Source organism: Campylobacter concisus, from assembly GCF_902460875.1.
GTDB lineage: Bacteria > Campylobacterota > Campylobacteria > Campylobacterales > Campylobacteraceae > Campylobacter_A > Campylobacter_A concisus_AA.
The window spans coordinates 191,646-215,599 of the sequence record NZ_CABPVR010000007.1; the positions used below are offsets into that span (position 1 = coordinate 191,646).

The following is a 23,954-nucleotide window of genomic DNA, read 5'->3' on the forward strand; positions in this document are numbered from 1 at the left end:
TAATTTCTATTAATTTAAGTGTTTTTTAATTGACTTTATAAAAAAAACAAGTTAAAATACGACTTTTTAATGAGGTAGTGGCATAAACTTACAAACACGACTCAGGCGGGGTGTAGCGCAGTCTGGTTAGCGCATCTGGTTTGGGACCAGAGGGCCGAAGGTTCGAATCCTTTCACCCCGACCATGTTAAATGGTGAGTGTAGCTCAGTCGGTTAGAGCATCAGATTGTGGTCCTGAGGGTCGTGGGTTCGATTCCCATCACTCACCCCATTTTGGGCGCTCGTAGCTCAATTGGATAGAGCGACAGACTTCGGATCTGTAGGTTATGGGTTCGACTCCTATCGGGCGCGCCACTTAAAATACTTTATGCGCTCATAGCTCAGCTGGATAGAGCAACGGCCTTCTAAGCCGTAGGCCTCAGGTTCGAATCCTGATGGGCGTACCACTTTATTATTGTTGTGCGGATGTGGTGAAATTGGCAGACACGCCAGACTTAGGATCTGGTGCCCCACGGCGTGAAGGTTCAAGTCCTTTCATCCGCACCATTCTTTTTTATAATTTGAGATAAACTTATATTATTAAAAATTAAAGTTAGCCTTTATTGTAAAGTACTGGATACTTTTTCTTGTTTCTTGACATGTGATAATGTTTTTTTGTATAATCTCAATTCTTTTTTAAGCAAATGTCTTGCTAGCTCAGTCGGTAGAGCATCTCACTTTTAATGAGGGGGCCGTTGGTTCGAATCCAACGCAGGACACCATTTTTGGGTTTATGACCCTTTCGTCTAGTGGCTCAGGACTCTACTTTCTCTGTGTAGAAACAGAGGTTCAAATCCTCTAAGGGTCGCCAGATGTTTTTTAAATTTTAGGTCGCTTAGCTCAGTTGGTAGAGCGCCACCCTTACAAGGTGGATGTCATAAGTTCGAGTCTTATAGCGACCACCATTTTAGGTGCAGCGGTAGTTCAGTTGGTTAGAATGCCGCCCTGTCACGGCGGAGGTCGCGGGTTCGAGCCCCGTCCGCTGCGCCATCCATTAAACCTTAGGTTAAGGTTGTGTCTAATAAAGCACCCATTATTGAGTGTCAAATTAAATTTTAAGATTATAAGTTCTAAGATAACACTTTAAGATTTATTATTACTATTTAATCTTGCCTCGTTAGCTCAGTTGGTAGAGCATATCACTCTTAATGATGGGGTCGTAGGTTCGAGGCCTACACGGGGCACCATCCATTTTGGCCCATTCGTCTAGCGGTTAGGACACCAGCCTCTCACGTTGGTAACACGAGTTCGAGTCTCGTATGGGTCACCATTTTTCTAATCCTTTTTATTTTTTAATTTGTTACGCAGAATTTTTATAGAAATTTCTTAAAAATGTATACTTATTTGCTTGGCAAATTGATACTAAAAACGTAAAAATCAATTTTTATAATATTGTGCTTAATGAGTGTGTATTAAGCGACAAATTCTAGAAGTTAGCTTGTAGTAAGCTAAAAAATCTTTATAAATATAATAAAAGTACATCATAGAAACATGATTACAGAGCATTGCAAATTATTTTTGCTTTGATCTATTGGACAAAAAACTTATAAGCATTTTTAATTTTTAAGCTTATAAAACATAAAACAGCTATATTTGGTAATAAAATGGCCAATTCTCTTGTTTGTGAGAAAGGTGCTTAAAATTTTTAAGATCATACCAGCCAGGATCCATGCGTAAAAATATATTAAAGCTTACGATAAAATATAGCTCTTTTATAATATAAAGAGCATTTGGTGGCAATGTAAAAATATTAAAGACGCAATTATAAAGAAAACTCAACTTAAATAGCAAAAATAAAGGTTAAAATTTAAGCTCAAATATAAAACTAGCAAACAAGCTATTTCTTTTTATTTAGTTTTTGCCTATCATATCAAGCTTAGCTTTGCAAGCATCTTTATACGGGCTTACAAAATTTGAGTCAGAGCACTCATTTAAATAAGTCCTAGCTAACTTAAACTGCTTTTGTCTTATATAAATTTCACTTATCAAATTTAAAGCGTGTAAGCGGTCTTCTGGTCCAAGTTTCATATTTAGTATAAATTTCGCCTCGTCAAGCGCCTCACCTAGGTTATCTGTCTTTAGTGAAGCTTCTGAGTAGTTAAAATTTATCTTTGGCGAAAATGTATTTATCTTGGCTTTTGTTTGTAGCTCAAGAGCTTTTTTAGCATACGTTGTAGCTATGGCGTAGTCATTACTTTTCATCGCATAGTCACTTATGGCTGTATATGCTTCGATAATCTTAAAGTCTTGGCCTCTTAGTTGCTCAATAGCGCTAATGGTTGAGATCGCCTCCGTAAAGCGTTTTAACGCAAGCAATGAGTAAAACCTGTCAAAAAGAGATGGTGTTGGATCTGAGTATTCGACTGATGAGCCAAGTGAAAGTGCGTCATTTGCGGCAATGATCGCATGCTCGTAGTCTTTGTTTTTATATAAAATTTTGCTCAAATTTACCAGCCACTCGACCCTATCTTCTAAATTTTCATCTTTTGCATGAGCTTTCGCGAGCTCAAGTGCATCGTTGTAGCGGGCCGTTCTGTAATAGCAGTTAAAGAGCTTAAATTGTGGTAATGAGATTTTGTTTATATCGTAGTTTTCAAGTAAATTTATAACAGCCGTGCAATCATCTTTTATAAAATACTCTTTTGTAAGCTCTAGCGCAGCCTCATTTATCAGTTCCATTGCCTTGCTTAAATTTCCATCTTTTGCCATGGTTTTGTAAGATAGTGCATCGGAGAATTTGCGCTCTTTAATATCCAGCTCAAGCTCGCTTATTAGAGCCTTTTGGCTAATATTTGTCCCGGCATATTTTTCAATTAGCTCTTTATATCTAGCATGAAGTGCAGTAGCATTTTTATCCTTTTCTTCAAAAAATAACCCATCTTTTGCTTTAGTCACCTCATCAATATAATCACCATATTTAAACTCTGTCTCATATCTATTTAAGTATTCGTATGCTTTTTTCTCATCTTTTGTTTTGGCTAGATTGAGTGCTAAATTTTTTAAAGCAACTTCATAAAAATCTTTCGTCCTATCGCTATTATTTATCAAAATTTCATAAATTTTAGCAGCCACATCAGGCATATCTTTACTTGCAAATGTAGTTGCAAGATTCATCGACTTTGTCGGGTTATTCATAAAAAATTTTTCATTCGCATTTGCGATTTTTAGTATAAATTTCTTTGCTTCATCAAATTTTTCTTTATCAATATTTGCATCAGCTAGGCTTAGTGCTGCTCTACTTGCAAGGTCGATGTCGTTTGTGGAGTAAAGCACTTTTTCATAGTCTTTTAGGGCCTCCTTTTGTCTACCTATTTTATAGAGATAATCAGCGTAATCAAGTGCTGCAAGTTTCGTAAATTTTGAGTTTGCATGCTCTTCGTTTAAGATATCAAGCATATATTTTGCATCACTTGCAATGCTATCTTTTAGGTAGGCTCTAGCGATTAGATATAGCACCTCTGGGTAGTTTTCATCAGATGGAAATTTTCTGATCCAAGCCCTACCTTCACTTACGATATCTTTTGGCTCGATCTCTTCAAACTCATTTTTTGTCTCAAAAATTTTATCAAGAGCCCTTAGGCGAAATAGTAAAAACTCACTTGAAAAAAGGCTATTTGGATGCCTTTTTATCGCTGTTTGAGTATCTTTTACTACATTTTCATAAGCGCCTTTTTCATAAGCTCTTTTTATGCTTATGTAGATATCAATGTCATTACTATCAAGCCCAGCAATAGGGGCTTTGTTAAGATCAAGCGCTCCAATACTAGGATTTAGCATATCTTTAAAATCAGGTTTAAAATTTAGCCCAGACTTTCTCTTGCTATTTTCACTGAGCGAAGTATCTATAATGATGCTAAAGTGTTTTGAAATGGTTGTTTTTGGGCTATCTTGTACGTTTTGGCTATTATAAAGCTCAGTTTTTATATTTAGCAGTTTTGACGGTGCTTTTGGCATTATGACGATAAAAAGCTTGCCATCTTGCTTTTTATATTTTATATCCATTAATGGCAGTGTCGTATCTTCAATTTTGGGTAAAATTTCATCATCAAGCATGCAGACATAGCGTTTGGTGTCGTAAGCTAAAATTTGCTCAACGCATTCAAATTCTTGCTCATCGCTTAGCTGAAGAACGCTATAAGGTTTATCACCATTTGCGCCGCTATTTAGGCTAAGATTAAAAGCGGTTAGATAAAGCGGAAAAAATAAAATAATTAAGAGCTTTTTCATGCCGCAATTATAGTTAAATTTTCTAAAATCCTGAAGCAAAGACAAAATGCTCAATAAATTCCAAAATCGCCCCAGAAAATAAAAACGAAAAGGCTGTTCCAGCTACCGCAATGCCAACAATTACTTTTAGCGCCATAGAGATATTTGCGGTGTAGAGATTTTTATCTTTTACGATCGGTTCTTTTAAAAACATAAAGACGATTAGCTTTAAATAGTAATAAATCGCAATGGCAGAATTTATCATGATAATGACACTAAGTACGACGTAATCAGACTTGATAAGCGATGAGATAAGCACCATCTTGCCCCAAAATACGCTAAAAGGCGGTATGCCAGCAAGGGCGATCATAAAAATTCCCATTATAACTGCGTAGCTTGGTAAAATTTTTATAAGCCCTGAAAATTTCTCAAATGGGTGCTTAAAACGCTTGTCCCAGCAGACCACATCGTCGCACCTTGCTACCCAGAGCATAGAAAATGCGCCCAAATTTGCAAACAAAAACATGATCCAGTAAAAAAACAAGGCGACATTTGCCTCGTGAGAATTTGCCACAAGCGCACAGAGCACGACACCAGCGTGAGCTATGGAGCTAAAAGCAAGCATCCTTTTTACGTCTTTTTGTACTAGCGCCATGATGTTTGCAAGGCTCATCGTAAGCACAGCGATGATGTAGAGCATATCTTTTATCCACAAAATCTGTGAGCCTTCAAGCATCGCAAAAATTCTTAACGCAACGATAAAAGCTGCCACCTTTGGCACGATCGACATATAGCCAGCAAGTGGGGCATTTGAGCCCTCATAAACGTCTGGGATCCATGTGTGAAATGGTATGAGTGAGAGCTTAAAACCAATGGCTGAGGCGATGAAAACACAGCCTAATAAAATGATCAAATTTTGATTTAGGCTAAGATATTTTATGACAACACCGATACGAGCGATGTCTATTGAGTTTGTCGCTAGATAAAACATCGCTATCGCCATCGCAAAAAAGCCAGCCGAGAGCGAGCCCATAGCAAAGTATTTTATAGCAGCCTCAACGCTTTTTGCCTTGTTGTGAAGGGCGATTAGGGTGTAGAGGCAAAGCGAGCTGATCTCAAGGCCTAAAAAGATGATGAGTAGGTTATTTGAGCTCACCATAAACAAAAATCCAGCGATCATAAACAAAAATAGAGCGTAATACTCATAAATTTTGTATTCAAAATACTCTTTTGTACTAAGTGCGAGTGGGATGAAAAGAGCTGAGGCGATTAGGATGATGACTTGAGAGATGACCGAAACGCCATCAACTAAAAGCATATCCCAAAAGCTAAGGCTAAGACCGTTAAAATCAAGTATTAGGCCCAAATTTACAAATATTGCGATGATACAAAATACGCAGTAGAAATTTCTTGAAAGGTCTTTTTTTATGGTGCCAACGATTAAGATAAAAAGCGCGAAGATTATCATGCTAAGCATCGGAGCAACCGAAGATAAAGAAATTTCTTTAAGGTTTAAAAAGGCTATTTCGTTCATAGTTTGCTCCCACCATTTAAAGATGAAATTTTATCCTTTGTACTGCTATCTACCGCTCTAGTTTGCATTTTGCTTATGATATTTTGTATGCTCGGCTCAAGCGGCTTTAGGATTAAATTTGGAGCGACACCAAGGGCGATAATGAGTAAGCAAAGTGGCACAAGAGCGGCTAACTCTTTAAAATTTAGATCCTTTAGGCTTAAATTTTTCTCCTTGCACTCGCCAAAAAACACCCTTTTATAAAGCACTAGCATATAAATAGCGCCCACAATGATACTAAAGCCACCAAGTAGCGCAAAGAGTTTATTTAGCTTAAAGATGCCAAGAAGGCTCAAAAACTCGCCTACAAAGCCGATCGTTAGTGGTAGGCCGATACTTGCAAGCGTTGCTATAAAAAATATAAGCACATACTTTGGCATCACCTTGGCAAGGCCGCCAAATTCACAAATTTCTTTTGTGTGAGCCCTCTCATATATGACGCCAACTAGTAAAAATAGCGCACCACTTACGATGCCATGGCTTATCATTAAAAATATTGAGCCACCAAGGCCTATTAAATTTAAAGAAAAGATGCCAAGCATGATGACGCCCATGTGTGAAATGGAGCTATAAGCGATCACTTGCTTCATGTCGCTTTGCGCGTATGCAACAAGGGCTGCGTAGATGATCATAATGATAGCTATGACGCAGACAAAGCCGCTTAAAAGCAGGCTCGCATCTGGAAAAAGTGGAAGTGAAAATCTCACAAAGCCGTAAGAGCCCATCTTTAAAAGCACGCTAGCAAGTAGCACAGAGCCGATAGTCGGAGCCTGTCCGTGCGCGTAAGGTAGCCACGTGTGAAATGGAAATAGCGGAGTTTTCACGCCAAAGGCAAAGAAAAATGCTAAAAATAGCCAAATTTGAGCATTTTCTCCGATACCAAGCTTGTACCAATCAAGCAGGCTAAAGCTAAAGACGCCACTTTTTTGATAGCACAGATAGCCGATAAAGATGATCGCTACTAGCATAAAGACAGAGCCCAAAAATGTGTAGATAAAAAATTTAATCGCAGCGTAAATTCTATTTTTACTACCAAATGCGCCGATGATATAAAGTAGCGGTATGAGGCTAAGCTCCCAAAAGCTATAAAACAAGATCATATCAAGCGCGCTAAAGACGCCCATCATCGTGCTCTCTAAAAAGAGCACGCTAATAATTAGGTGCTTTAAATTTCCATCATTGCTAAGTGTGGCGATAGAGATGAAGCTCATAAATGCACTAAGTACGATAAGTGCTAGCGAAATGGTGTCGATGCCGACAAAATAGCTGATGTTTAGGCTTGGTATTAGCAAAATTTGATGCATGAGCACGAACTCATAGCCTTTAAAATCAACATTAAAACAGACAAAAATGGCTAGCAAAAGCTCGATAAGAGCGATGCTTGCTCCATAAAATTTGATACTTTTATTTTCTATCAAGAAGCCTAGCATTGCGCTTATTGCAGGGAAAAATATGATGACACTTAGCATTATTTGGCTCCGTTTAATAAAAATATAAAGCTTAAAAGCAAGGCAAATCCTGCAACCATAAATCTAAGCATGATGCTTAAGTCGCCACTTTGCATTTTGTTTGCTAAATATGCAAATTTATTTAGCACCGTTGCGACTAGATCGACACTACGATCGATTATCATCTCATCAATCTTTTTACAAATTTGTGAAATTAACGTGTAGCCATTTATAAAAAATTTCTCATAAAATTTTGGGATAAAGTAGGCATTTTGTAAAATTTTATAAATTCTACTCTCACAAACACTCTCTTTAAAAATTTCTTTTTTATAGGCAAATACTGCAAAGCCAGCGCTTGCTAGCACTAGACTAAGTGTTAAAACGAGCAAGAAAATTTCGCTACCGTGAGATAAATTTAGTGAAAAATCTTTTAAGCTTTTTTCTAAAAACTCACTAAAGTTGCTCCAAAAAAAGCCACTTATGACTGAGAGAATTCCAAGTACGCCCATGCCAGCTAGCATATAGTTTTTAGCTTCATGCACGTGTTTCTCGCTCTTTGGCCTTGCAAAAAATACTAGCATGACAAGTCTAAAGCTATAAAATGCCGTAAGCACCGCGCCAAAGAGCAAGACGGCCCACAAAATTTGATCTTCACTAAAGGCGACCTCTAAAATTTTATCTTTTGAAAAAAAGCCAGCAAATGGGTAAAATCCAGCCAGCGCGCAGCTTGCGATGATAGAAAGAAGTGCGGTTGGCTTCATAAATTTATAAAGTCCGCCCATTTTTTTGATATTTAGCTCATCATTCATCGCGTGCATAACGTTGCCAGCGCATAAAAAGAGAAGTGACTTAAAAAATGCATGCGTGACAAGGTGAAAAAGTGCAATCTTATAAGCCCCAAGTCCAGCAGCTACGAACATATAGCCAAGCTGTGAAAGCGTCGAGTAGGCGACTATTTTTTTAAGGTCGTTATGCACAAGTGCAATGCTTGCTGCAAAAACCGCTACAAATGCGCCAAGGCAGGCGATAAAGTGCGAAACTTCAGGTACGTTTGTAAAGATAAAATTTGCGCGTATGACTAGATAGACGCCAGCTGTTACCATGGTCGCAGCGTGGATGAGTGCAGAAACTGGCGTTGGTCCCTCCATGGCGTTTGCAAGCCAGGTGTGAAATGGAAACTGTGCACTTTTACCCATGGCGCCTATAAAAAGAAGTGTGGCGATGATACCTAAATTTAGCCCAGAAAAGTCGCTTCTAGCGTTAAAAACCTCGCTAAATTTAAGTGAGCCAAAGCTATAAAATATATAAAAAATGCCAACAAGCATGGCTAGATCAGCGACTCTATTCATTATAAAGGCTTCGTTTGCAGCGACGTTTGCGCTAGGCTTTTTATACCAAAAGCCAATGAGTAGCCACGAGCAAAGTCCAACGCCCTCCCAGCCAATAAATAGCCCTATAAAGTTATCGCTTGATACAAGGACATTCATGCAAAATACAAAAAGCCCCAAGTAGCTAAAAAAGCGGTTAAAGCTTGCGTCATCTTTCATGTAGCCAATGGAGTAGATATGCACTACGCTAGCTACCACACCCACAGTGCTAAGCATAACAAGGCTAATGGCGTCAAGATAGAAGCCAAAATTTAAATCCAGACCGCCAAAATTTATAAACTCTTTTAGTGATAAATTTAGCGGTTCATCTATGCCAAGACTGGCTGCTAGCATGAGTGAGGCGGTTGTGCTAATTATCATTAAAAGTGAGCAAAAGATACCAAGTAAAAAATTTTTACTGCTATGTGAAAAAAGTCCAGAAACGATAAAGCTAAGAAGTGGGAAAAATAGTGAAATGCAAAATAAAGTCATCTCTTAGCCTTTCATATTTGTCATCGAATCTAGACTAATGCTACCAGTCTTTTTATACCAAAGCACGAGCAGGCCAAGCCCCACGGCGACTTCGCTAGCAGCGATGGCAACTATAAAAAATGCAACTATTTGTCCAGTTAGATCAAAGTGGTATTTTGAGATAGCCGCGAGTGCGATATTTGCCGAGTTTAGTAAAATTTCACTTGAGAAAAATAGCATAATCAAATTTCTTCTTCGCATTATGCCAATTAGCCCTATGACAAAGACCAGACTTACAAGGATGAGGTAGTGAGTAAGTCCTATCATAGCATCTCCTCTAGCGTATTTTTAGTATTTAGATCTTTATGTATTAAGATAATGCCAGCAACCATTGCCACAAGAAGCATTACAGCACACATCTCAAAAGCGATCAAATACTTGCTAAAAAGTAAAATTCCAATAGCCTCGATATTGCCAAGCTCGCTAGCAATGGGACTTAATCCATCAAATTTTGCACCATAAATAGGAGCTAAAAATATAAATATCAAAAGAAGCGCTATAAAGCTACTTAAAAGATAGATGGTGATCTTTGCTTTTTTGTTACTTTTTGGCTCACACTCTTTGCTACTATCAAAAAACATCATCGCAAATGCATATAAAACGACCACAGCACCTGTGTAGACTATTATCTGCACTACGCCTAGAAATTCCGCTCCAAGTAAGAAAAATATAGCCGAGATAAAGACCATGCCAGCAGCTAGCGCAGAGACTGCATTTAGTGCGTTTTTACAAAATACGCTAAAAGAAAAACTAACTAAAACCAAGGCGCTAAAAAGATAAAATGCAAAGCTCTCATACATCTTTTGCCCTTTTAAAATTTATACTACTCATCACTTTTTGTCTCATTTTCATTTTCGTTTATAAATGCATTTGGCGTCTTTTTGATTAAGCTATCAGCATTTTTAGGAAGCGCTCCGTATCCTTCAAACTCGCTTTGATCTTTTAAAAATTTATCCTTTGTCAAAAACTCATCTTTTGTTCCAAATATGATCCTGCTCTCGCTAGCAACTTCGTACTCTTGTCCGCAGACTATCGCAAGCTCAGGGCAAACATCAGCGCAAAATCCACAATATACGCATCTGCTTAAATTTATTGAGTAGCTTGCGACCTTTTTACGGCCATCTTCGCCAAGTGAAGTCTTCATCGAAATACAGTTGCTAACGCAAATTTTCTCACATAACCCACACCCAATGCAACGTTCATTTTCACTTTCAACAAATTTTAAAAGCTTGTGAATGCCCCTATATCTAGCGTTTAGCTCCATCTTTTGCATAGGGTATTTTAAAGTATGTGACTTGCTAAAGAGCATCTGCTTTATCGTGACTTTTAGTCCGATCAAAAGATCAGGCTTAAATGTGGCAGCAATGAAGTGCTTAAATTTATCAAACGTGCTCTTTGGCTTTAACTTTTCATCTATTAAAATATATTTTTTCTCACTCATTTTTCGCCTTAGATTAGTAGCATAAAGCCAGTGATTACGATATTTAAAATTCCAAGCGGAAGTAAAATTTTCCAGCAAAATGCACTTAACTGATCAACTCTTAAATGTGCCCATGAAGCCCTTACCCAAAGAAAAAAGAAAAAGACAATGCTTGATTTTAAGATGATCATCAAAGCACCTGGGATAAATAAAAATTCGTTAAATCCACCTAAAAATAAAATCGTAATGATGATGCTAGCAGCGATCATATTTGTGTATTCGCCGATAAAAAACATCGCCCATCTCATGCCGCTATACTCGGTGCCATAGCCTGCTACTATTTCTGTTTCGTTTTCTGTTAAGCAAAATGGCGTTCTATTGCACTCCACAAAGCTTGCTATTAAAAAGAGCAAAAAGGCAAGGGGTTGCTTAAATATAAGCCAGCCAAAAATTCCTTTTTGATAGTTGTTTATATCCACAAGTGAGAGTGAGCTAGTTACCATTACGACGCTTAAAAGAGCCATGCCAGCGACTATTTCGAAACTAAGAAGTGAGACTACTGCGCGAGCCGCACTAATTAGAGCAAATTTATTATAGCTTGCAAGACCTGCTGCAAGTGGAGAGAAAACGCAAACTGAAGCAACACCAGCGATGTATAAAATACCGACATTTATATCTGAGAGAATTGGACGTAATGTATGTCCAAAAATTTCAAACTCAGGCAAAAATGGCACAGGTGCAAGCGCTGCAAATGCGGCAATGGCTGATATTAGTGGAGCTATTAAAAAGATAAATTTATTCGTATTTGCTGGTACGATATCCTCTTTTGTAAAGAGTTTTATCATGTCAGCTACTATCTGTAAAATTCCAGCAGGTCCCACCATATCAGGTCCCACGCGGCGCTGCATGTAAGCTAGTACCTTTCTCTCAGCATAAGTTGCAAGCCCTGCAAGGCTTGCCATGACGGCTAAGATGACCACGGCTTTAACAATAGTGCTTAGCACAAAAAATAGTGCTTCACTCATCTTTTACCTTTATGATTTTAACTACGGCGTAGCTTTTACCATTAAATATAACGCCCACATTAAGCTTATCGTCATAATCACCTAAATACGCAGCGACTCCGCCAAGCTCGCTATCAAGCTCCACACAAATGGCAAGCTTTCGCCTATCTTTTTCTAAAACAATCGCTTCATTTTGTGAAATTTCAAATTTAGCCATAAATTCGCTACTTGCATAAAGCTTCGCTCTTTTGGCTGTTTGTGTGGCGTAGTTTGCAAAAAATGATGGCAAATTTATAGGATTTGCAAGACTTATAAGTGCCTCGTCATCTTTTAAATTTATGCTCTTGCTATCTTTTAAAAGTGGCTCTATATCATCATTTGGCGTGAAATTTGAAATTTCTAGTTTATAACCTCTGTGACTTGTGCCGTCATTTGCATAAAAATTTTCTAAATCATCAAATTTAATGCCTTTGTAACCCTTTTCTTTTGGTAAATTTGGCGTGTAATCAATCGTATTTTTAGCCATTAGTCCAAGCGCGTTTGCGATATCGTTTAGAAAATAACCTTTGTGCGGTATTGCCACATTTGTTGGCACTAGGGCGTTATTTATGCTTGTAAATGTTCCTTCTTGCTGATTTAGCGCGCTAGCATCGATGTCACCTTCAAAAATGCTAAATTTATAATCACCATTTTCGTTATAGCCAAGCGTCTTGCCAAGCTTTTTCTCGCTTGTAAGAGTGCAAATTTTAGCAACGCCAAGTGAGTTTGTGCGTGGTGGTATTAGCATCACACGAAATGGCGTAGCTCTTGCGATCACTCCAGTAAGTGCGGCTAGTAAATTCGCATTTTCATCTGTGTAAAAATCGCTTCCTAAAATGAGCGTAAATTTGTTTTTGCCCTCGCTTAAAGCTGGTATATCTAAGCCAAAATTTTCATCAAAATTTGCTAGTTTTGATGTAAGTGTGCTAGGTAAATTTTCACCCCAGTTTTTAAGTATAAAAAGTAAAATTTGCTCTAATTTTCCAGCCTCATGCATCACGCAAGCGAAATTCTTTGAAAATTTCTTCACGACCTCATCGGCTATGTGATGAAAGTAAATTCCAGCTGCTTTATTCATTTTTAAAGCGTTATTTAACTTAAAGCTTGTCACTGGGCTTTCGTGTCTTAAGAAACTGCCAGCACTGATGATAAAATCGCTATTTTTAATATCTGTATAGTCTGCGTTATATGAGCTAAGCCCACTAAATTCGCTAAATTTATTTAAAAATTTTTGATAATTTAGCGCCTCATTGTTTATTAGATTTAGATCAAATTTCTCTCTTAAACACTCTAAAATAAGGGCTTCTTCGTTCGTGATGAAGCTATTAAATTTTATATTTTTGATCGCACCATTTTTAATATTTAAAACAATCTCTTCAAATTTTTCTTCATTTTTACAGGCAAGCTCGTTGTGAAAGTCATAGCCAAACCTAGCTGCTCCACTTACCTCACCAAATGTAAAATCATTGCTGACGCGGTAAATTTGCTTACTTCTATCGCTAGTACTCTTTTCTTTTACATCATAGTAAATTAGCTCGCAGTCGCTTTGATGTGGATTTGCTGCTGGGATAGGGTTTAGCTCCCAGATATTTGTGCTATATTGAAAATGCGAACTAATAAGTGCTCCAGTAGGACAAACGCTGATACACTCGCCGCAAAATGAGCAGTCAAGACTCTCGCCCACGCTTGGACCTATTAAGCTTTTTTGCATCTTGCTAAAAACAGCATAGGCATCTTTTGGCATACTCTCTTTTAGCTCTTTTGGCACCTCAACGCCTCTTGGTACGGTCTTTAGTGCACTCTCACCGATCCTATCTTTGCAAACAGTGACACATCTTTCGCAGACTATGCAAAGAGCTGGATCGTAGTTGATTAGCCCCCATTTTTTATGTGGTTTGTGTGTGTCAGCGATGGCAAATTTTTGCTCATTTACTTTTAGATGTGTGGTTAAATTTTGTAGTTCACATTCGCCGCTTTTGTCACAAACGCCACATTGAATCGGATGATTTACGCAATAAGTCTGCATGATCGCATTTCGCTCGGCAGCGATTTCTGGTGTGTTTGTATAAATTTGCATATCCTCTTTTGCTTTGGCGTTGCAGCTATAAACTACTTTGCCGTTTGCCTCAACCATGCAAAGCCTACAAGCAAGAGTTGGTGAGCAACCGCTAAGATAGCAAAGAGCTGGGATATAAATTCCATTTGCTCTTGCGATATTTAGGATGCTCTCGCCCTCATCTGCTTCTAAAATTTGATCATTTATGCTTATTTTCATTTACTAACTACTACTTGCTTAAATGCGTATCCATCAAAATCTTTTGCGCCAAACACGGCAACTGTGCCTTTTAGCGAATGGTCTAGTTTAAATTTTGCTCTCACGCTAAAATCTTTTGCTTTAAGCTCTAGTATATCGCCATCTTTTGCCTTTGCTACGATGCCAAATTGCACGCCGCCCACGATCTCATCGCTTGCGTTTTTGTTTAGATAAACGACCGCTCCGTCAAAATTTTCAAGCTCTTTTAGCTCGTCTATTTTGTGATAATCACTAAATTCTTTCCTGCAACCACCAGCTAAAACGACATTTTTGCCTAAAATTTCAAGTAGCCAAAAGATCGCATCTTTATTTGGATGAGTAAAAAATGAATCATCAATAATGATGTTTTTAACGTCCTTTATCCACTCGCCAAGCTCTTCAAATTCCTCTTCTCCAACATTGCACTCGCCGCTTATCAGTCCATCATCAAGCTCGCTAAAAAACTTATCGCAAGATAAATTTGCGTATTTGCAAAGAAGAGCTAAGACATAGCTTATTGAGCCTATTTCGCAGCGGATTAAATTTTCGCCACCAAGCTCGCTATCTTCGATGCAAGAGATATATTTAAACTCGTGCTCTTTTATCTTTTTTGCTAAATTTTTATCGCTCAAGCTTAGTAAATTTGCGATGCTTAAGCTTTTGCCTGCTATTAAATCATTAAATTTCATATCTTGCCCTTTTTTATGGTTAATACCCAATCAACTTGGTTAAATTTAAGCGAGTTCATCACTTCGCAGTTTAGATTATAGGCTAAATTTACAGCCTTTGCCACGCCGCTAAAATCGCCTATCTCAAATAAAAATATAATCACTTCGCCAGCCTCGCTAGCCTTTATCTGCTGTCCAAGAGCGCTTAAAAACTCACTTTTTAAGTGCCTAAGATCGACCTTTCTCATCTATCGACCTCACCTAAGATGATATTTGTGCTACCAATTATCGTAGCGACGTCAGCAACGTACTGGCCTACTAATAAATCTTCATAAATAGCGCAGTGCCAAAAGCTTGGCGTGCGAATTTTTAGGCGGTACGGGCTTGCGCTGCCGTCTGAGTTTATATAAATTCCAAGCTCGCCCTTTGGCGACTCGCTAGCAAAGTAAATTTCGCCCTTTGGTGGCTTTAGACCCTGAGTTATCAGCACAAAATGCTGCATAAGTGAGTAGTTTTGGCTCATTATCTGCTCTTTTGAGGCGCTCACATACTCTGGCGCGTCGGCGATGATAGCTGGACTACTTGTCTGATACTTGCTAACGCACTGCTTTAAAATTTTCACGCACTCGTGCATCTCTTTCATATAAAGTAGGTATCTTGCATAGCAGTCGCCTTTGGTAGCGTAAGGCACGTCAAATTCTAGCTCGTCGTAGATGAGATATGGCTCTTCTTTTCTGATGTCGCGCGCGATGCCACTTGCCCTTAGCATTACGCCAGAGCAGCCACTACTAAGGGCTAGCTCTTTGCTAATGACACCCACGTCCACGAGCCTTGCTTGCCAAATTCTATTTTCACTTAGCAGATCTTCATAAAGCGTGATGTCGCTTGGAAATTTCTCGCAAAATTTAAGCAGCTCCTCGTACCAGCCATCAGGTAGATCAAGCGGCACGCCACCGATCCTTGTCGAGCTATGTGTTAGCCTTGCGCCGCAGTATTTTTCTATGAGGTCAAGGACGTATTCGCGCTCTCTAAATGCGTATAAAAATACGCTCATTGCCCCCACATCAAGGGAGTGCGTAGCTAAAAATAAAAGATGCGAGCTGATGCGGTTTAGCTCCAAAAGCATCACTCTAATGATCTGCGCACGGCGAGGCACTTCGATACCACAAAGCTTCTCTACAGCCGCACAAAACGCGTAGTTATTCGCACTTGAGGCGATGTAATCAACCCTATCAGTCACTGGGATAAATTCCTGATAGGTCATATTTTCAGCCATCTTTTCAACGCCTCGGTGCATAAAGCCAACCTCTGGCATAGCGCGCACGACCTTTTCGCCATCAAGCTCAAGCACAAGCTTTAGCTGGCCATGTGCGCTTGGGTGCTGTGGGCCAAAATTTAGTATCATCTTGCCGTCATTTTGCTCAAATTCTAAATTTTCAAAAAATGGTTTTAAGCGGTTTGGTGCCTGGCTCAAGGTCTTTCCTTTACTATCTGGCTCTGGCTAAATTTAGCCTTTTTGACAAATTTTACGCCGCCATCTTCTTGATACTCGTACTCTTCGCTAAATACTCTTGAAAATCCAAAGGTATCTTTCTCATCCACATATGCTGGGTCGCGGTTCTCTTCGCCAATTTGCTCTCTAAACTCGCTTCCAAAAATTTTATCCACCTCGTACCATTTGGCAGCCTCGTCGCCAGTTAGCGGATAGCTCTTTAAGAGCGGGTGTGAGTGCCAGTCGTCAGGCATAATGAGGCGCTTTAAATTTGGATGATCTTTAATGAGAACGCCGCTTAGATCATACATCTCGCGCTCAGCCCAGTTTGCACTTTTATAAAGCTCGCAAACGCTTTTTAGCATTTCATCCTTTTTTACAAAGCATTTTACACGAGCGCGTCTATTTTTGCTCATGCTAAGAAGCTGATAAAAGACTTCATATCCATCTTTTTGATTTATGAAATCAAGTGCTGCAAGCTCGCTAAGCTGTTCATAACCAAAAGATTTTAATACTTCAAGAGCTTTAAAATTTTTACTAGAATTTACATAAAGTACAAGCTGATCAAACTCCACGTAGCTAGATAAAATTTCTACTCCGCTTTGCTCTAAGATGGCTAGCTCTTCATCAAATTTAGAACCTCTTACCTCATCTTTTGGCTTCTGCTTTTCTATGTAAAATTTTTCTTTGTAATACTGCTTTTTTTGCAGATCATTCTTTGGCTTATACTCTCTCATATCTCAAGTTTCCTTGGCTTTTGCGCCCTAAATGCACTTTGTTTTCTTATCTTTTTTTGAAGCATCATAAGTGCGTATTGAAGCGTCTCTGGACGTGGGGCACAGCCTGGGATGTAGATATCAACTGGTATTATTCTATCTACGCCTTGAACGGTAGAGTAGGTGTTAAACATGCCACCGGTATTTGCGCAGCTACCCATCGAGATTACCCATTTTGGCTCAGGCATCTGATCATAGAGACGTCTTGTAAATTCGGCGTGTTTTTTAGTTAGCGTACCAGCTATGATCATCACCTCTGAGTGTCTTGGACTTGCTCTAAAAATGGTGCCAAATCTATCAAAGTCATATCTGCTAGCGCCACTTGCCATCATCTCGATAGCACAGCAAGCAAGCCCGTAGCTAAGTGCCCAAAGTGAGTTACTTCTGCCCCATTGAACTAGCTTATCAACGGTTGTTAAAACGACTGGCAAGCCACCATTTGCAGCGTAATTTATCTGATGCTTTGCCATTTAAAGACTCCTTTTTGCCAAGCATAAGCAAAGCCAATTAATAAAATCGCTACAAAAAGCAACATTTCGATTAGCCCAAAAATTCCAAGTAGCCTAAAATCCACCGCCCACGGATACATAAAGATGACTTCAACATCAAACAAAATAAATAAAATTCCATAAAAAAAGTAGTGGATATTTATCTTATTTGGCTGTTTTACGGTTGTCGGTCCGCACTCATAAAAGCCAAGTTTTAGACGCTGGGTATTGCGATTGGCTAGTTTTTTGCTTATTTTTGAAGATAAGAATGTTATTAAACAAAATGAACAAGTCGCTAGTAAAAGTATGATAAATGCACCAAAATAGGTACTTTCAAGCTCTGAATGTGACATACTTTGCCTTTTTTAATTTTTAAGATTCTACTAAATTTAAATTTATTTGAGCTTGAAACGGCTTAAGAGTAGGGTGAGTATTGTGCTTTTGTGTAAAAATTACTCCTATTTTATCTTCTCAACTGCATCCTTTGCAGCACTTATTCGCTCGCTCTCGTCTAGCTCACGCACAAAGCCATCTTTTACTAAGATGATCCTAGCTGCTACATCAAAGTAACTATCATCGTGGCTAACAGCGATTATGCTGATGCCCTTACTTTGTAAAAATGGCAAAATTTCTTTGTAAAATTTTCGTTTAAAGAGCGGATCTTGATCGGCTGCCCATTCATCTAGGATAAGGATAGAGCGGTGCTCTAAAATAGCTATTAAAAGACTTAGACGCTTTCGCTGACCGGTTGAGAGTTGCGTGGTGCTAAGCTTATTATCTATGACACTTACTTTTTTATCGATCTCAAGTAATGCTAAAAGCTCGTCTATTTCGCTTTGGCTAGCAAAACCATTATGAGAGAGCGTTTGTGAAAATAGATAAAAATCAGCAAAAATAGCGCTAATCTTTGCCTGGTAGCTTTGTAAATTTCTTTCATCTATCTTTGTGCTATCAAGGTAAATTTCGCCACTACTTGGGCGTATTAGCCCGCAAAGTAAATTTATAAGCGTACTTTTACCACTACCATTTTTACCGATGATAAACGTTATCTCACCGCGTTTGATCTCTAAATTTACGTCTTTTAGGCTAAATTTGCCGTGAGTGTAGTTGAAATTTATATCTTTTAGTTTTATGCTTTGCCAATTATCGCTTAGGCTATCGTCAAATTTAAATCCTTCCTTAAATTTATTTAGATTTAAGCTCATGATCTTTTCTAAACTTACTTTTGCACTCAGCGCAGCCGGTATGGAGCCAACCATACTCATAAACGAGCCTCTTAAAAATAGTATCGTAAGACTTATGCTTAGTGCTGTTTGCAGGCTCGCCCAGTCAAATGCTACGCACAAAAATACACAAAGTCCAACTGAGCCAAGAAGCATAATGTTTGTAAAATTATCACTTAATGCGTGATAAATATCGGCCTTTACCATATTTTGGCGTTTTTTATCGCCTGTAAAATTTAACTCATCAAAGCAGACACTTGCCCTTGCTCTATTTAAACTAAGCTCTCTATGCCCCTCTACGATATCGTCGTAGTGCTTTTGCAATGCGTCATCTTGAACTCTAGAATGCTTAAAATAAAGATGAATTTTTTTCATAAAAAGCGTATTTATAAAAAGAGTCGCACCGATCCAAATGGATAAAAAGATAAAAATTTTTGGAGCGATTACACAAAGATAGATGCTAGCGCAGATTATAAAAACTAAGCTTTGTATAAAGCCAGTAGCGCTCATAAAGGCAAATGTGATCGTTTTTATGTCATTATTTAGACTAGCTATGATCTTTGCCTTGCCGATCTCATTTATCACGCTATTTGGCGTATCTAAAATTTGCTTTACACTTTGATATCTTAGCTCGTAGATAAATTTATGTCCAAAATTTGTAAGCGATATATTTGCGGCAATGGCGCTTATAAAAAATAAAAGTAAGACTGCTATAAATTTAATTGCAAGAATCGGGTCAAATTCTTTTAAGCTTACAAGCTCATTGTTTATAAATGAAAGGGTCCAAACACCAAGTCCGCTAAATAGGAGTGTTAATAACACTATTTTAGAAATTTGGTAGATATTTTTTTTGATTAAATTTGCAAGCATTACATCGCAGCTCGTGGCTGAATGATATTTGGCTCATACTTTTGTTCAGTATTTTCGCTCATTATGCGAAGCACCTTGCTTCGTTTTATCTTAGCGTCATCCTTAAATATCGCACGCACTTTGTCCATGCCAGCGTAAAAATCACGCATAAGCACGATGCAGATATATTTGCCAAAAAATGTCGGCTTGATAATGCCATTTTCTTCATATACCGCATTTACAAGCTTAAGCAAGCTAAGCTCCATAAATAAGGCCTTGTTAATGTTTGTGCTATTTTCATCGTTGTATCTTTTAATATCAACTCCGCCATCAAAAAGCCTTGTTAAAAACGTGTATTTAAGTCGCTCTTTCTTACTAAAACCACATTTTGCGATGACTGGGCTTTGCCTATTTTTTATCCTTTTGCCGTATTCAAGTAGATTAAATGCATTTATTACAAGCTCACCGTTAAGAAAGCTAAATGCTCCGCTACCAACGCCAAGATACTCTAAATTTGAGCCAACATATTCGTCACGAAGGTCAGCACTTTTTTCATTTGAAAATGCCCAAGCATTGCTTTGTTTGTAGTTACTTTTGCTAAATTCTTCAGTGATTATCTCATAAAATTCACGCTCATTATCTACGTTTGAAACACCAAGCGAGCGAGCTATATTCTCTCTTGTTAGCTCTGATTTCATGAGTGGATAGAAGGTGATTTGTTGTGGAGAGATCGATTTTGCAGTATTTATGTCGTTTATGAGCTGCTCTTTTGTTTGATTTGGCAGGTTAAAGATGAGATCAAGGCTAATGACCGGGATCTTGCCAAGAGCAAGCTCAAGCTTTCTTTTTACCTCCTTGGCTGAGCCAAATTTTTCATATCTGCCAACTCTTTTTAATGTTTCATCATCAAAGCTTTGTACGCCAACGCTTAAGCGATCAATTAACCCATCAAATTTGGCTAAACTCTCGGGTGAGATATGATTTGGATCGCTTTCTGCTGAAATTTCATCTATACTAAAAAGCTCTTTTGCAAGCTTAAGCGTTTTCTCAAGCTCAGGTTCATTTATAAGCGTTGTGCCACCGCCAACATAAAGTGAATCAAAGTCAAATCCAGCCTCTTTAACCTGCCTCATCTCCTCACGTAAATTTTCAAAGTAAACTCTTGCAAGTTCTTGTTCATAGTGGTACTTATGAAACGAGCAATATGGACAGAATGTGTGACAAAATGGTACATGTGCGTAGAGCATATACTTTTTGTCTTTTTTGGGAGTTTTGGTGTAGGTTGTGGTTAAAATGTCTATATTAAATTCATTATATAGTGATCTTTGAATAGAATTATGAGCGTAATTTACGGCAAAATTCTCGACAATATTTTTAAAGATCATAACTAATCGCCTTAAATAAGTTTGGTTTTAAATTGATGTGTTAGGATAGCTAACTTTTAATAAATTTAGCCTTGTGCTAAAGAAATTTTTAGCTTAGCCAGATAAATTTGGCCTATAAATTTTAATTTTTTAAATCTGCAAATTTCACGTATCGATCAAATTTTAGCCCCAAAGCTTAAGGATTTTACTCCTTGGCTCTTGAGATAATTTTACTTGAATCAAGCTCAAATCTTATTTTCTCATTTTTTTCACAACCTATTGCTTCTAAATAATAAAATTTACCAATATTGCAAAGCGATTTTATGCCATAAATTTTAACCGCTTTCTCATCTATCTCGCAAGGCATTTGCTCTTTACTTTTTGTCTCACAAAGTGAGCTTGGTAGTGCCTTTAATGCACTTTTATCTACAAGTAAAAATTTATAATCCACATCGCCTATATTAAAGGACTTTGCTGTGTATTTGATAAACAAAAGCGAGTTTGAAAGGATCATAAGCGAGAGTGCAGCGTAGAAAACAAATGAAAAATCCCTTGTCTCTTTAATGCTTGCAACGCCCAGCATTAAAGAGAGCATCAACGAGCAAAATAGCATCCAAAGTGCTAAGAATCCGCCATTTTTTAAGATAACGACCGAAAAAATAAAGAGCAAAAGCATGGTAAGCGATAAAAGATAGATGATTAAATTTGGTCTATCTTTAAAGAAAACTGCTAAATTTACCCCAGCGTAAGAGAGCAAAAGTAACGATAAAATGGCGCCCCAGCCGTAGTTTAGCTTGAGGGCTGCAAAGGCCAAAATAGCAAAGGAGACGAGCGTTAAAATGTAGATGAAATTTGAGTTATAAAAAAATAGAAATTTTGGCTTTTTAAATTTATACTTTTTATCGTCGTTTTGGTACAAAAATGAGACAAAAACGAGGAGCAATATCTCAAAAACGGTGACAAATGCAGTCGCACAAAAGAGCAAAATGCCCGTAAATATCATCTGTGAGCTATCTAAACTCGGAAAATATCCTATCTCAAAGCCAAAATATAAAAAGTAGCAAAGCACGCTGATGATAGGCACGATGAAATTTGAGTGTTTAAAGAAATTTGTGACACACTCTTTTATGAAATTTGCCTTTAAATTTGCCGAGTGCTCACCCAAATGGCTCTCGAAAAAGGAGTTTAAAAGTAGCTCATTTTTGACATTTTCAAGCTCCTCTGGCTCTCTTGAGAGCGCCCTTTTATAAATTTCATAGTTTTTTTCATCAAAGTCTTTTGTGATCTCATCTTTGATATCCAAAATAACAAGAGTGATCTGCTCTTTTATCTCGCCGAGCCTTTTTGAAACTTCAGCAAAATTTGTCCTATTTAGCCTATCAAAAAGGTCGTTTTCTTCATTTAAAAGTGCGATCAAACGCGCTTGTTTGCTGCTTCTTATCTCGCAGTTTGAAAAATTTGCCTTTAAGAAATTTACAAATTTTTTAGCGTTTTTAACGCTCTCATCTTTTTCATCTAAAATGTCTTTATAGCTCAAAATTTTATCCATCCTATTAAATTTACAAATTTAACTACCTAAGCACCTTTGCAATTTCGCTCCAGCCCAAATTCTCAGCAAAATCAGCCGCCGTTTTGCCACTTTTTGTGCGTACGTTTTTGTCCGCGCCGTATTGCAGCAAGAGATTTACAAGATTTAAATTCCCAGCGATCGCCTCGTTGTGAAGCTGCGTATAGCCAAACTCATCAGCGTCTGTGATCATATTTGGGTGCTCTTTTATATATTGCTTTACTTGCTCATATGTATTTTTGCTCATTGGATGCTCTATCAAATTTTCAGGGTGCTCTTTTTGCTCGTAAACTACCAAAATATCGTTAAAATCGCCAAAATCAAGCTCCCATACTTTATCGTGCTCTTTTAGCTCTTTCTTTTGCATGCGTGAACGCATCGCCTGCACGCTAAATCCGCCGTATGCACGTCCATCTATCGCAAAGAGCCAGTCGCTCATCTCATCTATCTTCACGCTTACTTGATCGCCTACTTTAACGTTTTGCACGGCGTCAGGCTCGTTTACGAGTGTTCCATATATCGTTTCGCCATCAAATTCCACATCGTCTATCCACATGTGCTCGCCAACTTCTTCGCCATTTACGACATCTAAAAAGCAAATTTTTACCATTGCATAGTCAAGCATAGGTACGATCCTGTGGCGCTCCCAGTAAACCTCACGCCAAAAATATCTAAAGCTCTCACGAGCTTGCTCAAATGCACGCTGCATGTAGTCTTCGTCGCTACTTACAAAATAGATCGGCATTTGCTTGCCAAGATCGATTTGTTTACCGAGAATTTTCTTAAAAAAGCTCATTTTTTGTCCTTCTTTTTTAGGTAGATCAAAATTGAATACAAAATGATAAGGTAAATTTCACCCATAAATTCGACAAATTTTAAATACAAAAATTATGCGAAATTTCGCATAATTTAGCCCAAAATCCTACAAAATTTTAAATCCGAAAATTACGTGATGATTTCAAAATTTAGCCTACCAACTTCAAATTTAAACAAAAATGTCGTGAGATGGATTTAAATGTTGCGACAAAAAATAAGCGTGTGCTAGGCATACAGCCTGCGGAGTGAAAATTTTTCTAGCTCATTTAAAGGCACTCACGAGAGGTCGTTATTTTAAGTTTTTAAAGCTTATCGGAAGTTCTAAATTTAACCCCCTCACCAGCTTTATACACTCCTGCAGATCGTCTATGCTTTTGCTTGTCACTCTGATCTCCTCGCCCCTGATCTGTGCGCTCACCTTGATCTTTGAGTCTTTGATGGCCTTGGTAATCTTTTTTGAGTTTTCACCATCAAGCGTGTCGTTTAGCTTTAGTGTCGCCTTTAAATTTCCGCCACTTGCCGGCTCTCTTTTTGTCTCGGTGATCGCAACTGGCGGGATGTTGCGCTTGATGAGCTTTGAGATCACTATATCTTTTAGCGCGTCGATCTTGTTGTCACTTGAGCTAAGAAGCGTTATAAATTTCTCTTTTTCATTTAGCTCGACCTCGGCTGCAAGCCCCTTAAAGTCATACCTCGCAGCGATCTCTTTTTTCGCCGTCTCAAGAGCGTTTTTAACCTCCATCATATCGACCTCAGCACTTATATCAAAGCTGTGTTCAGTTGCCATTTTTA

The 23,954-nt window shown here is 38.1% G+C and carries 20 protein-coding genes and 11 tRNA genes; 11 read left to right on the plus strand and 20 right to left on the minus strand.

Translation table 11 applies throughout. From position 1 onward, the window contains the following. The first annotated feature begins 106 nt into the window (after positions 1-106). From F3H01_RS04790 to F3H01_RS04840, 11 genes are all read left to right on the plus strand, one after another. Positions 107-184, plus strand: a tRNA-Pro gene (locus F3H01_RS04790). Positions 185-193: 9 nt separating this feature from the next. Next, positions 194-270 (plus strand) — tRNA-His (locus F3H01_RS04795). Between the two features lie 6 nt (positions 271-276). After that, positions 277-353, plus strand: a tRNA-Arg gene (locus F3H01_RS04800). 15 nt (positions 354-368) lie between these two features. Then, positions 369-445 (plus strand) — tRNA-Arg (locus F3H01_RS04805). A gap of 15 nt (positions 446-460) precedes the next feature. Continuing rightward, positions 461-545, plus strand: a tRNA-Leu gene (locus F3H01_RS04810). Positions 546-684: 139 nt separating this feature from the next. Beyond that, positions 685-760: transfer RNA gene (locus tag F3H01_RS04815), tRNA-Lys, on the plus strand. A gap of 13 nt (positions 761-773) precedes the next feature. After that, positions 774-849: transfer RNA gene (locus F3H01_RS04820), tRNA-Glu, on the plus strand. 18 nt (positions 850-867) lie between these two features. Next, positions 868-943, plus strand: a tRNA-Val gene (locus F3H01_RS04825). Positions 944-951: 8 nt separating this feature from the next. Next, a tRNA-Asp gene (locus tag F3H01_RS04830) sits at positions 952-1,028 on the plus strand. A 121-nt stretch (positions 1,029-1,149) separates the two neighbouring features. After that, positions 1,150-1,225 (plus strand) — tRNA-Lys (locus F3H01_RS04835). Between the two features lie 8 nt (positions 1,226-1,233). After that, positions 1,234-1,308: transfer RNA gene (locus F3H01_RS04840), tRNA-Glu, on the plus strand. 581 nt (positions 1,309-1,889) lie between these two features. Here the strand turns inward: F3H01_RS04840 and F3H01_RS04845 are convergent. The 20 genes from F3H01_RS04845 to F3H01_RS04940 all read right to left on the minus strand — a co-directional run bounded on the left by F3H01_RS04845 (position 1,890) and on the right by F3H01_RS04940 (position 23,949). Then, positions 1,890-4,265, minus strand: a complete 2,376-nt coding sequence (locus F3H01_RS04845; protein ID WP_149725023.1) for a tetratricopeptide repeat protein — start codon at positions 4,263-4,265, stop codon at positions 1,890-1,892. Between the two features lie 22 nt (positions 4,266-4,287). Next, positions 4,288-5,778 (minus strand): NADH-quinone oxidoreductase subunit NuoN, encoded by a 1,491-nt coding sequence (nuoN, locus tag F3H01_RS04850; RefSeq protein ID WP_149725024.1) that lies wholly within the window; start codon positions 5,776-5,778, stop codon positions 4,288-4,290. Continuing rightward, the gene (locus F3H01_RS04855) at positions 5,775-7,286 is read right to left on the minus strand and encodes an NADH-quinone oxidoreductase subunit M (protein WP_149725025.1); all 1,512 of its coding nucleotides are present in this window, start codon (positions 7,284-7,286) and stop codon (positions 5,775-5,777) included. The genes nuoN and F3H01_RS04855 overlap by 4 nt, the downstream gene beginning before the upstream one ends. Next, positions 7,286-9,124, minus strand: a complete 1,839-nt coding sequence (gene nuoL, locus F3H01_RS04860) for an NADH-quinone oxidoreductase subunit L (RefSeq protein WP_149725026.1) — start codon at positions 9,122-9,124, stop codon at positions 7,286-7,288. Before nuoL ends, F3H01_RS04855 begins: the two co-directional genes overlap by 1 nt. Before the next feature lie 3 nt (positions 9,125-9,127). After that, a complete protein-coding gene (gene nuoK / locus F3H01_RS04865; protein ID WP_148821764.1) occupies positions 9,128-9,430 on the minus strand; it encodes an NADH-quinone oxidoreductase subunit NuoK in 303 nt (100 codons plus the stop codon). Beyond that, positions 9,427-9,963 carry an NADH-quinone oxidoreductase subunit J gene (locus F3H01_RS04870; protein ID WP_148821765.1) on the minus strand — a complete coding sequence of 179 codons (537 nt, stop codon included), beginning with the start codon at positions 9,961-9,963 and terminating at the stop codon, positions 9,427-9,429. The genes nuoK and F3H01_RS04870 overlap by 4 nt, the downstream gene beginning before the upstream one ends. A 23-nt stretch (positions 9,964-9,986) precedes the next feature. Continuing rightward, positions 9,987-10,604, minus strand: coding sequence for an NADH-quinone oxidoreductase subunit NuoI (gene nuoI, locus F3H01_RS04875; protein ID WP_148821766.1), 618 nt, complete (start codon positions 10,602-10,604; stop codon positions 9,987-9,989). 8 nt (positions 10,605-10,612) lie between these two features. Further along, entirely contained in the window at positions 10,613-11,608 is a 996-nt protein-coding gene (gene nuoH / locus F3H01_RS04880) for an NADH-quinone oxidoreductase subunit NuoH (RefSeq protein WP_149725027.1), read from the minus strand. Further along, entirely contained in the window at positions 11,601-13,901 is a 2,301-nt protein-coding gene (locus F3H01_RS04885) for an NADH-quinone oxidoreductase subunit G (protein ID WP_149725028.1), read from the minus strand. Before F3H01_RS04885 ends, nuoH begins: the two co-directional genes overlap by 8 nt. Then, positions 13,898-14,608: a hypothetical protein gene (locus F3H01_RS04890; protein ID WP_149725029.1), complete on the minus strand. Its 711-nt coding sequence runs from the start codon at positions 14,606-14,608 to the stop codon at positions 13,898-13,900. Before F3H01_RS04890 ends, F3H01_RS04885 begins: the two co-directional genes overlap by 4 nt. Continuing rightward, entirely contained in the window at positions 14,605-14,835 is a 231-nt protein-coding gene (locus F3H01_RS04895) for an NADH-ubiquinone oxidoreductase subunit E family protein (RefSeq protein WP_149725030.1), read from the minus strand. Before F3H01_RS04895 ends, F3H01_RS04890 begins: the two co-directional genes overlap by 4 nt. Then, positions 14,832-16,061, minus strand: coding sequence for an NADH dehydrogenase (quinone) subunit D (nuoD, locus tag F3H01_RS04900; protein ID WP_149725031.1), 1,230 nt, complete (start codon positions 16,059-16,061; stop codon positions 14,832-14,834). The genes F3H01_RS04895 and nuoD overlap by 4 nt, the downstream gene beginning before the upstream one ends. Then, entirely contained in the window at positions 16,058-16,816 is a 759-nt protein-coding gene (locus F3H01_RS04905; RefSeq protein WP_149725032.1) for an NADH-quinone oxidoreductase subunit C, read from the minus strand. Before F3H01_RS04905 ends, nuoD begins: the two co-directional genes overlap by 4 nt. Continuing rightward, entirely contained in the window at positions 16,813-17,325 is a 513-nt protein-coding gene (locus F3H01_RS04910; RefSeq protein WP_012001120.1) for a NuoB/complex I 20 kDa subunit family protein, read from the minus strand. Before F3H01_RS04910 ends, F3H01_RS04905 begins: the two co-directional genes overlap by 4 nt. After that, positions 17,307-17,696 carry an NAD(P)H-quinone oxidoreductase subunit 3 gene (locus F3H01_RS04915; RefSeq protein WP_021090439.1) on the minus strand — a complete coding sequence of 130 codons (390 nt, stop codon included), beginning with the start codon at positions 17,694-17,696 and terminating at the stop codon, positions 17,307-17,309. The genes F3H01_RS04910 and F3H01_RS04915 overlap by 19 nt, the downstream gene beginning before the upstream one ends. 105 nt (positions 17,697-17,801) lie before the next feature. Next, positions 17,802-19,436, minus strand: a complete 1,635-nt coding sequence (locus F3H01_RS04920) for a multidrug ABC transporter permease/ATP-binding protein (RefSeq protein WP_149725033.1) — start codon at positions 19,434-19,436, stop codon at positions 17,802-17,804. Continuing rightward, positions 19,436-20,800, minus strand: a complete 1,365-nt coding sequence (locus F3H01_RS04925) for a coproporphyrinogen III oxidase family protein (protein ID WP_149725034.1) — start codon at positions 20,798-20,800, stop codon at positions 19,436-19,438. Before F3H01_RS04925 ends, F3H01_RS04920 begins: the two co-directional genes overlap by 1 nt. A gap of 184 nt (positions 20,801-20,984) precedes the next feature. Beyond that, positions 20,985-22,316, minus strand: coding sequence for a hypothetical protein (locus tag F3H01_RS04930; protein WP_149725035.1), 1,332 nt, complete (start codon positions 22,314-22,316; stop codon positions 20,985-20,987). A 34-nt stretch (positions 22,317-22,350) separates the two neighbouring features. Further along, the gene (locus tag F3H01_RS04935) at positions 22,351-23,142 is read right to left on the minus strand and encodes a DUF2314 domain-containing protein (protein ID WP_149725036.1); all 792 of its coding nucleotides are present in this window, start codon (positions 23,140-23,142) and stop codon (positions 22,351-22,353) included. Between the two features lie 309 nt (positions 23,143-23,451). Next, positions 23,452-23,949 carry a YajQ family cyclic di-GMP-binding protein gene (locus F3H01_RS04940; RefSeq protein WP_021089472.1) on the minus strand — a complete coding sequence of 166 codons (498 nt, stop codon included), beginning with the start codon at positions 23,947-23,949 and terminating at the stop codon, positions 23,452-23,454. Between the last annotated feature and the right edge of the window lie 5 nt (positions 23,950-23,954).